The sequence below is a fragment of the Piezobacter thermophilus genome (genome assembly GCF_055386745.1).
Window position 1 is genome coordinate 1,351,478 of record NZ_AP042380.1, and the last position, 13,501, is coordinate 1,364,978.

The 13,501-nt window shown below is 67.1% G+C and carries 10 protein-coding genes, 1 tRNA gene and 1 riboswitch; of the genes, 6 read left to right on the plus strand and 5 right to left on the minus strand.

Annotation, left to right across the window (positions count from 1 at the left end):
• Positions 1 to 111 precede the first annotated feature (111 nt).
• Complete coding sequence (locus tag ACZ5CM_RS06500) at positions 112 to 1,431, minus strand: ATP-binding protein (protein ID WP_464641981.1); 1,320 nt, start codon at positions 1,429 to 1,431, stop codon at positions 112 to 114.
• A gap of 83 nt (positions 1,432 to 1,514) precedes the next feature.
• Between ACZ5CM_RS06500 and ACZ5CM_RS06505 the strand changes: the two genes are divergently transcribed.
• Complete coding sequence (locus ACZ5CM_RS06505; RefSeq protein ID WP_464641982.1) at positions 1,515 to 2,432, plus strand: MBL fold metallo-hydrolase; 918 nt, start codon at positions 1,515 to 1,517, stop codon at positions 2,430 to 2,432.
• Positions 2,433 to 2,533: 101 nt separating this feature from the next.
• Positions 2,534 to 2,608, plus strand: a tRNA-Asn gene (locus tag ACZ5CM_RS06510).
• 81 nt (positions 2,609 to 2,689) lie between these two features.
• On the opposite strand, the gene ACZ5CM_RS06515 is transcribed toward ACZ5CM_RS06510, so the two are convergent.
• From ACZ5CM_RS06515 to ACZ5CM_RS06525, 3 genes are all read right to left on the minus strand, one after another.
• Complete coding sequence (locus tag ACZ5CM_RS06515; protein ID WP_464641984.1) at positions 2,690 to 3,754, minus strand: calcium-binding protein; 1,065 nt, start codon at positions 3,752 to 3,754, stop codon at positions 2,690 to 2,692.
• 5 nt (positions 3,755 to 3,759) lie between these two features.
• Complete coding sequence (locus ACZ5CM_RS06520) at positions 3,760 to 4,845, minus strand: hypothetical protein (protein WP_464641986.1); 1,086 nt, start codon at positions 4,843 to 4,845, stop codon at positions 3,760 to 3,762.
• Between the two features lie 247 nt (positions 4,846 to 5,092).
• The gene (locus tag ACZ5CM_RS06525; RefSeq protein WP_464641988.1) at positions 5,093 to 6,478 is read right to left on the minus strand and encodes a dipeptidase; all 1,386 of its coding nucleotides are present in this window, start codon (positions 6,476 to 6,478) and stop codon (positions 5,093 to 5,095) included.
• A gap of 233 nt (positions 6,479 to 6,711) precedes the next feature.
• On the opposite strand from ACZ5CM_RS06525, the gene hemA reads away from it, so the two are divergent.
• The 3 genes from hemA to ispG all read left to right on the plus strand — a co-directional run bounded on the left by hemA (position 6,712) and on the right by ispG (position 10,486).
• Complete coding sequence (hemA, locus tag ACZ5CM_RS06530) at positions 6,712 to 7,935, plus strand: 5-aminolevulinate synthase (RefSeq protein ID WP_464642521.1); 1,224 nt, start codon at positions 6,712 to 6,714, stop codon at positions 7,933 to 7,935.
• A gap of 130 nt (positions 7,936 to 8,065) precedes the next feature.
• Positions 8,066 to 9,259: a helix-turn-helix domain-containing protein gene (locus ACZ5CM_RS06535; protein ID WP_464641990.1), complete on the plus strand. Its 1,194-nt coding sequence runs from the start codon at positions 8,066 to 8,068 to the stop codon at positions 9,257 to 9,259.
• A gap of 96 nt (positions 9,260 to 9,355) precedes the next feature.
• Positions 9,356 to 10,486 (plus strand): flavodoxin-dependent (E)-4-hydroxy-3-methylbut-2-enyl-diphosphate synthase, encoded by a 1,131-nt coding sequence (gene ispG / locus ACZ5CM_RS06540; protein WP_464641992.1) that lies wholly within the window; start codon positions 9,356 to 9,358, stop codon positions 10,484 to 10,486.
• A gap of 177 nt (positions 10,487 to 10,663) precedes the next feature.
• Here the strand turns inward: ispG and ACZ5CM_RS06545 are convergent, their stop codons facing one another.
• Positions 10,664 to 12,028 (minus strand): M48 family metalloprotease, encoded by a 1,365-nt coding sequence (locus ACZ5CM_RS06545; RefSeq protein WP_464641993.1) that lies wholly within the window; start codon positions 12,026 to 12,028, stop codon positions 10,664 to 10,666.
• A gap of 22 nt (positions 12,029 to 12,050) precedes the next feature.
• Between ACZ5CM_RS06545 and ACZ5CM_RS06550 the strand changes: the two genes are divergently transcribed.
• Complete coding sequence (locus ACZ5CM_RS06550) at positions 12,051 to 13,193, plus strand: pyridoxal phosphate-dependent aminotransferase (protein ID WP_464641995.1); 1,143 nt, start codon at positions 12,051 to 12,053, stop codon at positions 13,191 to 13,193.
• A 198-nt stretch (positions 13,194 to 13,391) separates the two neighbouring features.
• A riboswitch (SAM riboswitch) is annotated at positions 13,392 to 13,469 on the plus strand.
• Positions 13,470 to 13,501: the final 32 nt, after the last annotated feature.

Genomic DNA, 13,501 nt, shown 5'->3' on the forward strand with positions numbered 1-13,501 from the left:
CATTCGCGCCCACCCGGGCGGGTGCATGCCCTCTGTTGCTCACAGCGCCAATCCTGTCGGACGCGACGCGTTGTGACTGCGGCCTTCTGATCCCGGCGCGTTGCGGGCGGATCAGCGGGCGATCACGATATCGGCCCGCAACCCGCCCAAGGACTCGCTTTCGCCCAGCCGCAGGGTGCCGCCATGGGCCCGCGCAATGTCCAGCGCGATGGCCAGCCCCAGACCGACTCCGCCGCCCCGGTTCTGGTTGCGGGCCGGATCGAGGCGGATGAAGGGCCGGGTGGCGGCCTCGCGCGCATCGGGTGGAATGCCAGGGCCGTCATCCTCGACCCGGATGCGCAGAGAGCGCTCGGTCAGCACCACCGAGACCTCGGCCCGGCTGCCATGGCGCACGGCATTGGCCAGCAGGTTCTCGACCGCGCGCCGGATTGCCAGCGGCCGCAGGGGCAGGGTGCCCTGACCGCTTTTCTCGATCAGTTTCACGGGTTTGCCCGCGCGCCGTGCATCGGCGACGATCCGATCCACCAAGTCGAGGGGATCGACGGGTTTGGGTGCGCCCTCGGCCGTGCCGCGCGAGAAATCGAGGAAGGTATCCACCAGCCGCTGCATGTCGTCCACGTCCCGCATCAGGGGGGCCGCGTCTTCCTCGTCCAGCATCGACAGGCCCAGCTTGAGCCGGGTCAGGGGCGTGCGCAGGTCGTGGCTGACCCCCGACAGCATCAGGGTGCGCTGTTCGAGGTGGCGTTCGATTCGCGCGCGCATGTCGAGAAAGGCATTGCCGGCCGCGCGCACCTCGGTGGCGCCCGAGGGCGAATAGGGCACGGTGCGCCCGCGCCCGAAGGCCTGCGCCGCATCGGCCAGCCGCTTGATCGGGCGCAGCTGGTTGCGCAGGTAGAGATAGGCGATCACCGCCATCAGCATCCCGAAGAATATGGTGATGACGATCAGCTGATGCGGCGCCGCGGCTGTCACCCGCCGCCGGCCGATGGTCACCTCGGCCGGGCCGAAACGGGTGTCCACATACAGCAGCACCACGAGGTTGTCGGGAAAGGCGACCGAAAGCGTCGCCGGCACCAGCCGGCGCAGGGTGTCGCGAACGATGCGTGCGGAATAATCGAACCAGCGAATCATGTCCTGCGGCGGCACCTCGGCCGGGGAGACGAAGCGAACCTTCATCCGAAGCGCCTCCAGAATCGGGCTCATGCGGGCAATGGCGGTCTCGCGATCGGGGGCGGCGCGCATCTCGGCCTCGATCAGGCGCAACTCGCGGGTGATGGTCAGGGTCATCTGCGTGGTGACGTCCTCCAGATCCTGACGGATGAAGGTCACCGACACCACCAGCTGCAGGGTGATGATCGGCGCGATCAGGATCAGTGCCGCGCGGGCATAGAGACTGCGCGGAACATAGCGTTTGAGCCACCGCAACGACATGGGCTAAGCCTAAGGCGCCGGAGCGCAAACCGCCAACCGGTTTTCGCGCCCGCCCACCGAGGCCAGGCAGGAGAGAGCGCAGGATGACCACCCTTCCCGACGATTTCGACCCCCGTCCCGGCGAGGCGATCGAGCTGGCCCCCGGTATCCGCAGGGTGGTCGCGCCCAACCCTTCGCCCATGACCTTTCGCGGCACCAATACCTACCTGATCGGCACGCGCGAGCTGGCGGTGATCGATCCCGGCCCGGACATCGAGGCGCATCTGGAGGCGATCCTTGCCGCCCTGCGCCCCGGGCAGCGCATCACCCATATCATCGTCACCCATACCCATGTGGATCATTCGCCGCTGGCTCGCCCGCTGGCCCGGCGGACCGGGGCGCCGGTGCTGGCCTATGGCGGCCCCGACGCGGGGCGCAGCGCGGTCATGTCGCGACTGGCTCGCTCGGGTCTTGCCGGCGGGGGCGAGGGGATCGATCGTGACTTCCGCCCCGACGTCACGCTTTCCCATGGCCAGCGCATCGAGGGCGACGGGTGGGAGCTGGAAGTCATCCACACACCCGGCCACCTTGGCAATCACATCGCTCTGGCCTGGGAGGGGGCGTGCTTCACCTCCGATCACGTGATGGGCTGGGCAAGTTCGCTGGTCTCGCCGCCCGACGGGGATCTGACCGATTTCATGGCCTCCTGCCGCGATCTGCGGGCGCGCCGGTGGGAGGTGTTCCACCCCGGCCATGGCGCACCGGTGGAGGACCCTAGGGGCCGGCTCGACTGGCTGATCGAGCACCGCCTGGGGCGCGAGGCCGCCATTCTTGCCGCCCTTGCCGACGGGCCGGCCACGGCGGGCGAGCTGGCGGCGCGGATCTATACCGATGTGCCGGCCGCACTGCTGGCTGCGGCCGAACGCAACGTCTTTGCTCATCTGATTGACCTGGCTGGGAAAAACGCCGTTGCACCGGACCGGGAACTGTCCTTTTCGGCCCGCTTCGCCCGGCAGGCCTGACCCGACCCGATGGCGGTCCGACGGCGCGCTGCGAAACCGGAAATTTTTTGTCTCTTCCCTCTGGACGACCCAAATTCCTGTTGCTATATCGCCGTCACCGTTCCGGCGTAGCTCAGCGGTAGAGCAGTTGACTGTTAATCAATTGGTCGCAGGTTCGATCCCTGCCGCCGGAGCCAAAGCTTCCATCGGTACCGCCTTCCGTCCACACGAGTCGACGTTCCTGCGCCGGTCACGTCGCGGCCTGCGAATGGTACGGATCACAGGATGAAGTCATCCGCCGTCAGGGTGACAAGGCCGATCAGGGTTATGGACAGGTCCAGAACGCCGTCGCCATCGACATCGATTTCGAAACGTGTATCTCCGCCTTTCTGGAAGCTGCGCAGCTCTCCGGCCGTCCCCGAGAAGGCCGCGGTTCCGATGAAGGTGAATGCCTGATCGCCGAAGGTGTTTCGGTCGGCGTCGATGGAAGACAGGTCGATCACGTCGGTTCCCTTGGCGAAGTCGGCTATGACATTGCGGATGTTCGCCCCGTCCTGAAAGAGGGCCAGCTCGAACCGGAACGTGTCCGCGCCGGTTCCGCCCCTGAGAATATCGGTCCCGTAGCTTGAAATCAGCGTGTCGTCGCCGCCTCCGCCTCTCAAGGTGTCGTTGCCGAAGCCACCGGACAGCTGGTTGTTTCCCCCGTCACCGGCCAGGAGATCGTCGAAATCCGATCCCGAGAGGTTCTCGATCCCCTTCAGCCGTACGCCTTCGGCGCCGCCTGCGTTCTTCTTGTTGGCGCCCATGTAGACGGTCACGCCGACCGACGACAGGTTGAACGAGACGCTGTCCGTTCTGGGCCCGCCGAAGATCAGGTTGGCGCCCTCGCCGACCGAGAAATCGTCGTTCCCGACACCGCCGAAAAGGCGGTTGTCGCCCCCGTAGACCAGGAAGGAGTCATCTCCCGCGCCACCGCGCAGCACGTTGTCTCCCGAAGTCGCGCAAAGCCGGTCGTTTCCCCGGCCGCCAAGCAGCAGGTTGCCGCTGCCACCGCCGGCGTTAAGGAAATCGTCGCCTTTCAGACCGGCAAGGATGTTGGCTCCCAGGTTGCCGATCAGAGAGTTGTTCGCGGAATTTCCCTGACCCGTCAGATCCGCCGAGCCCCTGAGGATGAGCTGTTCCACATTGCTCGGCAGGCTGAGGCTGACATGAGAGCGGATGATGTCGAAACCTTCATCGAGGTTTTCGACGATTCCCGCAGTTCCGGGCATCTCGCGGTCGATCACGTAGACGTCGTCTCCCGCGCCGCCCCTGAGAAAGCCGGTCACCGTGGTTCCGGTCACCCGAATCAGATCGTCGCCCGCTCCGCCCAGGATGTCGCCGTCGATGCTGCCCGACAGGCTGCGCAGGACGTCGTTGCCGTTGCCGAGGTTGACGGCGCCCGAGATGTCCCCCCGGTTGACGATAGTATCGTCCCGTTGCCGAGCAGGACCGAGCCGCCGAGGATGCCGTCATTGACCACCATTTCGTCGCCGATGCTGCCACTCACCGCCGTGCCCGAGGCCGCCTGGACCGTCCCGCTGTTGCGGAAGGTGCCGGACAGGCCCGTTGTCAGGCCCTGGAACATGACCCCGGCGTGACCGGGCAAGGCGTAGCCCGAGGGCACGACCCCGACGCTGATCTCTCCGCTGTTGACCACCATGTTCCGGTTGCCTTCGCCGATGCGGATCCCGGTGCCGGCAGCCTCGATCCGCCCGGTATTGGTGACGGTGTTGTCGTTGCCGGAGGTGCCTATGCCGTAGCTTGCGCCGGAAATCGTGCCGTTGTTGGCGACCGTGTTGTTGTCGTCACTGACGCGTATCCCGTAGCCGGTGCCGAGAACGATGGAGATGGTCCCGCCGGCGATGAGTCCGTCATTGGTGATCGTGTTGCGCCCGCCCCCGGCGGAGATCCCGGTAGCCGCGGAAATCTGCCCGCTGTTGACGATCGTGGCCCCCGGCTGGGAAAGGGTGGCAAATGTGCTGGCGACAACAATTCCGAAATATCGGGCCTCGATGATGCCGGTGTTGAGGATGTCGCTTTGGGCGCCGGCGACATGGACGCCGGTCAGGTCGGCGGTGACCAGCCCGGCATTGACGACCCCATTGTTTCCGACGGTGCCGGCCGCGCGCAGCCCGTAATTGCCGCCTTGGACGATGCCCGTCGCCGTCACCGTCAGCTGGTTGTATCCGCCAGTGCCGGCCTCGACGCCGTTGCCGTAGGTCGAGATCGTGCCCTCTATCAGGAACCGCTGCGCCATCGCACCGGCCGCGTTGCCCAGCCCGAAGCTGGCGTAGATTCCCGAATCTCGCGTCAGGACCCAGGCATCGCCGCCACTTTCCGCGGTGACGCCGGTTGTGATGTTTCCGACCAGAACGTTGACAATTCCCGCCATGACTGCGGCCTCCCCTGTCTCTTTCGCTTCCCGCACATCGCGGCAACACGAAATTCAGGGTGAAAGGCCGGGACGAGCAATCAGTCAGATTTTCAATGAGCGCCCGCCGGGACGCCAAGTCTGTCGCGCTGGCCCGAAGGCCGAGACTTCGGACGCTAGCCGGACCCTGTTCTCATTGCACGACTTTCCGCCCCGCCGGCTTTCGTGCTGGCAGGATCGGCGCAACCGGATGCAGACGTGCCCCCGTCTATGGGCTGCGGGTCAGGGCCGCCAGCACCCGTGCCCAGCTGCGGATGCCCTTGTGAAAGCTCTGCAGGTCGTATTTCTCGTTGGGCGAGTGGATGGCGTCGTCCTCGTTGGCAAAGCCGATCAGCATGGCATCGAGCTCGAGGATATCCTTGAAATATCCCGCAATCGGGATCGAGCCGCCCATGCCGACGATCACCGCCTCGCGGTTCCATTCCTCCGACAGTGCCCGGCGCGCGGCTTCGAATTCGGGGCGGTCGGTGTTCATCACCGCCGCTTTCGAGCCGTCGAGGTCGTTGTCCCAGCTCACTCGGGCATCGGTGGACAGGCGCGCCTCGACATGGGCGCGGATCTTCTCGCGCAGGCGGTCGGGGTCCATGTCGCCCACCAGCCGGCAGGTGATCTTGCAATGGGCCTCGGCCGGGATGACGGTCTTGGTGCCGGCGCCGGTATAGCCGCCCCACATGCCGTTGACCTCCAGCGTCGGGCGCGCCCATTGCTGCTCGAGCGTGGAATAGCCCTTCTCGCCATGAGGGACGGTGAACCCCACCGATCCAAGGTAGCTGCGTTCGTCGAAGCCGCAATTCTCCCACTGCCGCTTCAGATCCGCGGGCACCTCGTGGACGCCTTCGTAGAAGCCCTCGACCGCCACCCGCCCGGTTTCGGGGTCGTGAAACGAGGCGACGATGCGCGCCATCTCGTGCAGCGGGTTCAGCGCCGGGCCGCCGTAATGGCCCGAATGCAGGTCGATGCGCGGCCCGTGGATGGTGAATTCGTCCTTGAGCATCCCCCGCAGCTGCCCGGCGATCGAGGGCACCCCCGGCGCCACCATCGCGGTGTCGCAGATCAGCGCCAGATCGGCGCGCAGCTCGTCGGCGTTTTCGCGCATGAACGGCACCAGCGAGGGCGAGCCCGATTCTTCCTCGCCCTCGAAGAAGAAGGTGATCCGGCAGGGCAGGCGGCCATGCACGGCCTGCCAGGCCCGGCAGGCCTCGACAAAGGTCATCAGCTGCCCCTTGTCGTCGCTTGCCCCTCGCGCGCGGATCACTTTGCCGTGCGCGGTGTCCTCGATTTCGGGGTCGAAGGGCGGGTGGGTCCACTGCTCCAGAGGGTCCACGGGCTGGACGTCGTAATGGCCGTAGAACAGAAGATGCGGCCCGTCGCCATCGACATGGCCCACCACCATCGGGCGGCCCGGGGTCTTGCGCTTTTGTGCCTTGATACCAATGTCTTGCAGGTCACGGACAAGCCAGTCCGCGGCGCGCTCGCAATCCTCGGCATGGGCCGGATCGGTGGAGATGGAGGGGATGCGCAGGAGCGCCTTCAGCCGCTCCAGCGCGGCGGGAAGGTCGGTGTCGATGCGCGTCAAAACGTCATCAAGAAACATGTAGTCCTCTGCCTCGGGGAGTGTTATTCGGAGGCGACCCTATCAGCGTGTGCGACGGTGTCCAGTTCGGTTGATCCAGATCATTGAAGCCGGCAGGTCGCGCCCCTAAGCAAACCGGGAATTGATCGAAACGCGCGAACGTAGTAAGCATTCAATAATTCATGAAACTGAATGCGACGCGGCGCGCGCGTCGAAAGCAGGGCGGAAGGCCCGAACCAGAAATGGAGGAGCCGGTGGACTATACCGCGAAACTCGACGCCGCCATCAACCGCCTGCACGAGGAAGGCCGCTACCGCACCTTCATCGACATCGAGCGCCGCCAGGGCCATTTCCCGCGCGCCATCTGGACGCGCCCGGACGGGACGCGGAAGGAAATCACCGTCTGGTGCGGCAATGACTATCTGGGCATGGGGCAGAACCCGGTGGTTCTGTCGGCCATGCACGAGGCGCTCGACGCCACCGGCGCCGGCTCGGGCGGCACCCGCAACATTTCGGGCACCACCGTCTATCACAAGCGGCTCGAGGCCGAGCTGGCCGATCTGCATGGCAAGGAGGCGGCGCTGCTGTTCACTAGCGCCTATATCGCCAACGATGCCACGCTTTCCACGCTGCCCAAGCTGTTCCCCGGACTCATCATCTATTCGGATGCGCTCAACCACGCCTCGATGATCGAGGGCATCCGCCGCAATGGCGGCGCCAAGCGGGTGTTCCGCCACAACGACGTGGCGCATCTGCGCGCGCTGCTGGAGGCCGACGACCCGGATGCGCCCAAGCTGATCGCCTTCGAGTCGATCTACTCCATGGACGGCGATTTCGGCCCCGTCGAGGAGATCTGCGATCTGGCCGACGAATTCGGCGCGCTGACCTATCTGGACGAGGTGCATGCCGTGGGCATGTATGGCCCCCGCGGCGCCGGCGTGGCCGAGCGCGACCGGCTGATGCACCGCATCGACATCATCAACGGCACTCTGGCCAAGGCCTTCGGCGTGCATGGCGGCTATATCGCCGCCAGCGCGAAAATGGTCGATGCCATAAGGTCCTATGCGCCGGGTTTCATCTTCACCACCTCGATCCCGCCGGCGGTGGCCGCGGGGGCCGCGGCTTCGGTCGGGTGGTTGAAGAAACACCCGGAAATCCGTGAAAAACATCAGGAACATGCGCAGATCCTCAAGATGCGCCTGAAGGCGCTGGGCCTGCCGATCATCGACCACGGGTCGCACATCGTTCCGGTCATCGTCGGCGATCCGGTGCATACCAAGCAGCTCAGCGACATGCTGCTTGAGGATTTCGGCATCTACGTGCAGCCGATCAACTTCCCCACCGTCCCCCGCGGGACCGAGCGGCTGCGCTTCACCCCCTCGCCGGTGCACGGGCCGGGGGAAATCGATGCGCTGGTGCGGGCGATGGACCAGCTGTGGTCGCACTGTGCGCTGAATCGCGCCGAACTGGCCGGCTGACCTCACTTTTCCGTGCGAATCGCTTGCGCTGTGATAGAGTTGCAGCCAGAACACGGCGCAAGAGAGTCGTGTCGGTTCTGGCGCGTCATGTCGGAACATGGGGATCGGCAGGCACTATGGGGCAGCGGGGATGATCAAGCGCAAGTTCCAGCGCAAACCGGAGGCGGAAGAGGTCAGGGGCCCCAAGGGGTTCGATGATTTCGAGACACGCCTTGGCGACCTGATGCGCGGGGAACGGGCGACGCTGGGCAAATCGCTGCTGGACGTTCAGCGCGACCTGCGGATCAAGGCCAGCTACATCGCGGCGATCGAAAACGCCGATCCGTCGGTGTTCGACACGCCGGGCTTCGTGGCCGGCTATGTCCGCTCCTACGCGCGGTATCTGGGCATGGACCCCGAGGAAGCCTTCGATGCCTTCTGCCGGGAAAGCGGCTTCTCGGTCGATCACGGGCTGTCGCCGAAGGCGTCCGGCCCCCGCCGCGAGGGGGCTTCCGGCGCGCGCGGCGCCGCCCCGGCCGACCCGTTTCTCGGCGCGCGCACGCCGTTTGTCCCCGAAGACGAAGGTTTCTTCAGCCGGATCGAGCCACGCGCCATCGGCTCGGCGCTGGTTCTTCTGATGCTGATCGGCGGGATCGGCTATGGTGGCTGGGCGGTGCTCAAGGAAATCCAGCAGGTGCAGCTTGCGCCGGTGGACCAGGCCCCGGTGGTTCTGAGCGATCTCGATCCGCTTGACGGCGCCCTGTCGCCGGCCTCGGGCGGGCCGGAGGATCCGGCGGCCGCAGCCGCCTCGGCAAGGGCACTGGACCGGCTGTATCGGCCGCAGGCGCTGGACTTGCCGATTCTCGTGGCGCGCGATGCGCCGATCTCGACGCTGGATCCGCGCCGCGTGGGCACCTTCCGCGCGCCCGAACCGCCGCGGGTGCAGCGGACGGTCGAGCAGCAGCGCCCGGCCGACCCGGTGCCGCAGGTGGTCGAGCCCGAGGCGCCCAAACTTGCCATCGTGGCCGTGCGCCCGTCATGGGTGCGGGTCAGCGCCGCTGACGGCACGGTGATCTTCGAAGGCATCATGGAGGGCGGCCAGAGCTGGGAGGTTCCGGCGATGGAAGAACCCCCGACCCTGCGCGCGGGCGAATCGGGGGCGGTCTATTTCGCCGTGAACGGCAGGCATTACGGCCCTGTGGGCCGGCGCGGCGTGGTCACCTCGAACCTGCCGCTGTCGGTCGAGGCGGTGACCGAACGCTTCCAACTGGCCGACCTCGAGAAGGACCGCGACCTGGCGCGCATGGTGGCCGAGGCCGAAACCACCGATCCCGCTGCGGACTGACTGTCCCCTCCCGGCCGGGCAGCCGCCGCCATTGCGCAGCGCGCGGGCGCGGCGTATCCAGCGACTGCAGTGCACCAAGCAACGGACCGCTAATCCATGTCCCACGATCACCTGCGCCCCTGGCGCACAATCCGGCGCCGCCCGTCGCGCCAGATCATGGTCGGCAACGTCCCCATCGGCGGCGACGCGCCCATCGCCGTGCAGACCATGACCAACACGCCCACCACCGATGTCGCCGCCACCCTGGCGCAGATTCGCGCGGCGGCCGAAGCGGGGGCCGATCTGGTGCGTGTTTCGGTGCCCGATGAGGCCTCGTCGCGGGCGCTGCGCGAGATCGTCGCCGAAAGCCCGGTGCCGATCATCGCCGACATTCACTTCCACTATCGCCGCGGCGTCGAGGCGGCCGAGGCGGGCGCGGCCTGCCTGCGGATCAATCCCGGCAATATCGGCGAGGAATCCCGCGTGCGCGAGGTGATCTCCGCCGCCCGGGACCATGGCTGCGCCATCCGCATCGGCGTCAATGCCGGCAGCCTGGAACGCCACCTGCTGGAAAAATACGGCGAACCCTGCCCCGAGGCGATGGTGGAAAGCGCGCTTGACCACATCCGCATTCTGGAAGAGCACGATTTCCACGATTACAAGATCAGCGTGAAGGCGTCGGACGTGTTCCTTGCGGCGGCGGCCTATCAGGGCATTGCCGAGGCGACGGATGCGCCGATCCATCTCGGGATAACCGAGGCCGGCGGGCTCGTCTCCGGCACGATCAAGAGCGCAATCGGCCTTGGCAACCTGCTCTGGGCCGGGATCGGCGACACCATCCGGGTGTCGCTTTCGGCCGATCCGGTTGAGGAGGTGAAGGTCGGCTTCGAGATCCTGAAATCTCTGGGCCTGCGCCATCGCGGCGTCAACATCATCTCCTGCCCCTCCTGCGCGCGCCAGGGCTTCGACGTGATCGCCACGGTGGCCGAGCTGGAACGCCGCCTGTCCCACATCCACACGCCGCTGAGCCTGAGCATCATCGGCTGCGTGGTCAACGGCCCGGGCGAGGCGCTGATGACCGATATCGGTTTCACCGGCGGCGGCGCCGGCCACGGCATGGTCTATGTGGCCGGCCGCTCCGATCACAAGCTGTCCAACGAGCGGATGATCGACCACATCGTCGAGCTGGTCGAGAAACGCGCCGCCGAGATCGAGGCACAGAAGACGCCAGGCCGGCCCCGCGGCTGAAGCCGGCAGCGCCCGCAGCCGCCGCCCGCGCCGCTCCTTGCGGATGCGCGGGATACGACACTGCATGTACCGCCCCTCCCGGCTTTCCGCCTTCGCCCGTCGTACGGCCCTTCCTCTTGCCGGAAATACTCCGGGGGGTGCAGGGGGGCGCCGCCCCCCTGCAGGGCCCAGCGCCAATCAGCGCCAGCCCTTCTTCTTCTTTTCCTTCTCGAACCGTTCCGCGGCGATCAGAACGTCCTGCGCCCTCTGCCATGCGGGCGATCCCGCGGGCAGCATTGCCACCGCGCGGCGGGCATGCAGGCCGGCATCGTCGAGGCGCCCCATGACCGCATAGCGTTCGGCGGTGACCGCCGCGGCCATCCCGGGTTTTCCGGTGCGCGCATAGGCATTGGCCATGTCCCTCAGCAGGCGCGGGTTGCGCCAGTCGCGGGAGCGGGCCTTTTCCATCTCGGCGATGGCGGCCTTGGGATGTCCCGCCGCCAGCAGGGCGCGGCCCAGCCCGGCCAGGATGAGCGGATCGTTCGGGGCCTGTGCCCTGGCCGCGCGCCAGGCCGCGAGGGCCGCGTCCCACTTGCGGTTCTCCATCAGGATCTGTCCTTTCAGGTCCAGGTAGTAGGGGTCCCCGGGCTCGAGCGCCAGCGCTCCGTCGATGGCCGCCAGCGCGCCCGAAAGGTTGCGCTGGCGATGCCGCGCGACCGCCTCGCGCATCAGCTTCACGTCGCGGTATTTCTCGTCGCCCAGCCGGCGCATGGTCCACTTGGTGGACCGCTCGAAGGCGGACAGCTTGCCGCGCATCCGGGCGAACAGATAGTCCGCCCGGCTGTCGGGGGCGGCGCTGCCCTTCCAGGCGGCAACAAAGGCCTTCGCGGCGCGGATGCGGTCGGCGGTCAGCGGGTGGGAGCGCATGTAGGGATCCTGCTGGGCGATGTTCAGCAGCTCCTGCCCGCGGAAGATCTCGTGCAGGCCAACCATGCCGCGCGGATCGACCCGGGCCTTGCGCATGTAGGCCATGGCCGAGCGGTCGGCGGCGGCCTCCTCGGCGCGGGTGTGGACCAGAAAGCCGCGCAGGGCCGAGCTCTGGGTGCCGATGGCGATGCCCCCCGCCGCATCGCCCGCCCCGGCGGCGGCGGCGATCACTGCCAGGGCCAGGCCCAGCCCGGCCAGCCCCTGGGCGTTGCGCAGGTTCTCCATCCGCCGGCCGATATGGCCGTTGGCGATATGGGCGGCCTCATGGGCGATCACCGCCTGCAGCTCGGCCACCGTCTTCACCTTCAGGATCAGTCCTGAGTGGATGTAGATCGCGGAGTTGTCCAGCACGAAGGCATTGAGCGAATTGTCATCGACCAGCAGCACCCGGACCCGGCGCGGATTGAGCCCCGCCGCCCGCAGCAGCGGCGCCGAGATCCGGGTCAGGGCGTTTTCGATACCGGCATCGCGCAGCAACGTGATGGCCGCCGACGGCGGTGCCGAGGCCAGCCAGATCAGCACGGCAATCAGCAAGGCCGGGATTGACGCCGGCCTGCGGAGGCGGTCAATAGCCATGCGCGCACCATGGGAGAAGCAGATGCGAAACTCAACCCGGTCCGAGGTCGATCCCTTCATCGTGATGGACGTGATGGAGGCGGCCCGCCGGGCCGAGGAATCGGGCCGCCGGATCATCCACATGGAGGTGGGTCAGCCCGGCACCGGCGCGCCGCAAGGGGCGCGGGCGGCGGTGCGCGCGGCACTGGAGCGCGACTCGCTGGGCTATACCGTGGCGCTAGGGATGCCGGCCCTTCGACAGCGCATCGCGCGGCTTTACGGCGAGTGGTACGGGGTGGATCTGAACCCCGAGCGGGTGATCGTCACGCCGGGCTCGTCCGGGGCCTTCCTGCTGGCCTTCACCGCGCTGTTCGATGCCGGCCAGCGGGTCGGCATCGGGGCGCCGGGCTATCCCTCATACCGGCAGATCCTGCGGGCGCTCGATCTGGTGCCGGTCGATCTGCCCGCCGCGCCGGAAAACCGCTGGCAGCCGGTTCCGGCCGATTTCGAGGGGATGGGGCTGGACGGGCTGATGGTGGCCTCGCCCGCCAATCCCACCGGCACCATGCTGGACCGCGCCGCCATGTCCGCGCTGATCGAGGCCTGCGCCGCCACCGGCACCGCCTTCATCAGCGACGAGATCTATCACGGCCTCGAATACGAGGCGAAGGCCGTGACGGCGCTGGAGATCACCGACGACTGCTATGTGATCAATTCCTTTTCCAAGTATTTCTCTATGACCGGCTGGCGGGTGGGCTGGATGGTGGTGCCCGAATCGCACATCCGCAGGATCGAGAGGCTGGCGCAGAACATGTTCATCTGTGCCCCCCATGTGGGGCAGGTGGCGGCTCTTGCGGCGATGGATTGCGAGGGCGAGCTGCAGGCCAATCTCGCCGTCTATCGGCGCAACCGGGCGCTGATGCTCGAAGGGCTGCCGCGGGCGGGGTTCGACCGCATCGCGCCCCCCGACGGGGCCTTTTACGTCTATGCCGACGTCTCCGGGATCACGCAGGACAGCCGCGCCCTGGCGGCCGAGATCCTCGACCGCGCCGGGGTGGCGGTGACTCCGGGGCTGGATTTCGACCCCCGGCGCGGCCACCACACGCTGCGCTTTTCCTATGCGCGCGCAACCGGGGATATCGAGGAGGGGCTTGCACGCCTGGCCGATTTCATGCGGAGGCGCTGACGCGGATTTGCGGACTGCGCGGGGGCTCTGCCCCCGCACCCCCGGAGTATTTGCGGCAAGAGGAAGGGGGGCATGAGGTGGCGAAAGGGCGGGCCGTCTGATGGCGGGCGGGGGGAGCTTCGCGTCCTGTCGGTCCGCTTGCCGGGGGTGGTGCGGGCCGACATATTTCCTTGACCTTGGTAGCGGCGCGCCGTAAACGCCGGGCTACGTGGCGATTTGTAACCGGATTGCGGGCCACGCTAAACAACACCGCTAAAAGGTCAGGATGAAGGAACCCCCTTTCGCTTGGCCGCGTCGGGGGTTTTTTC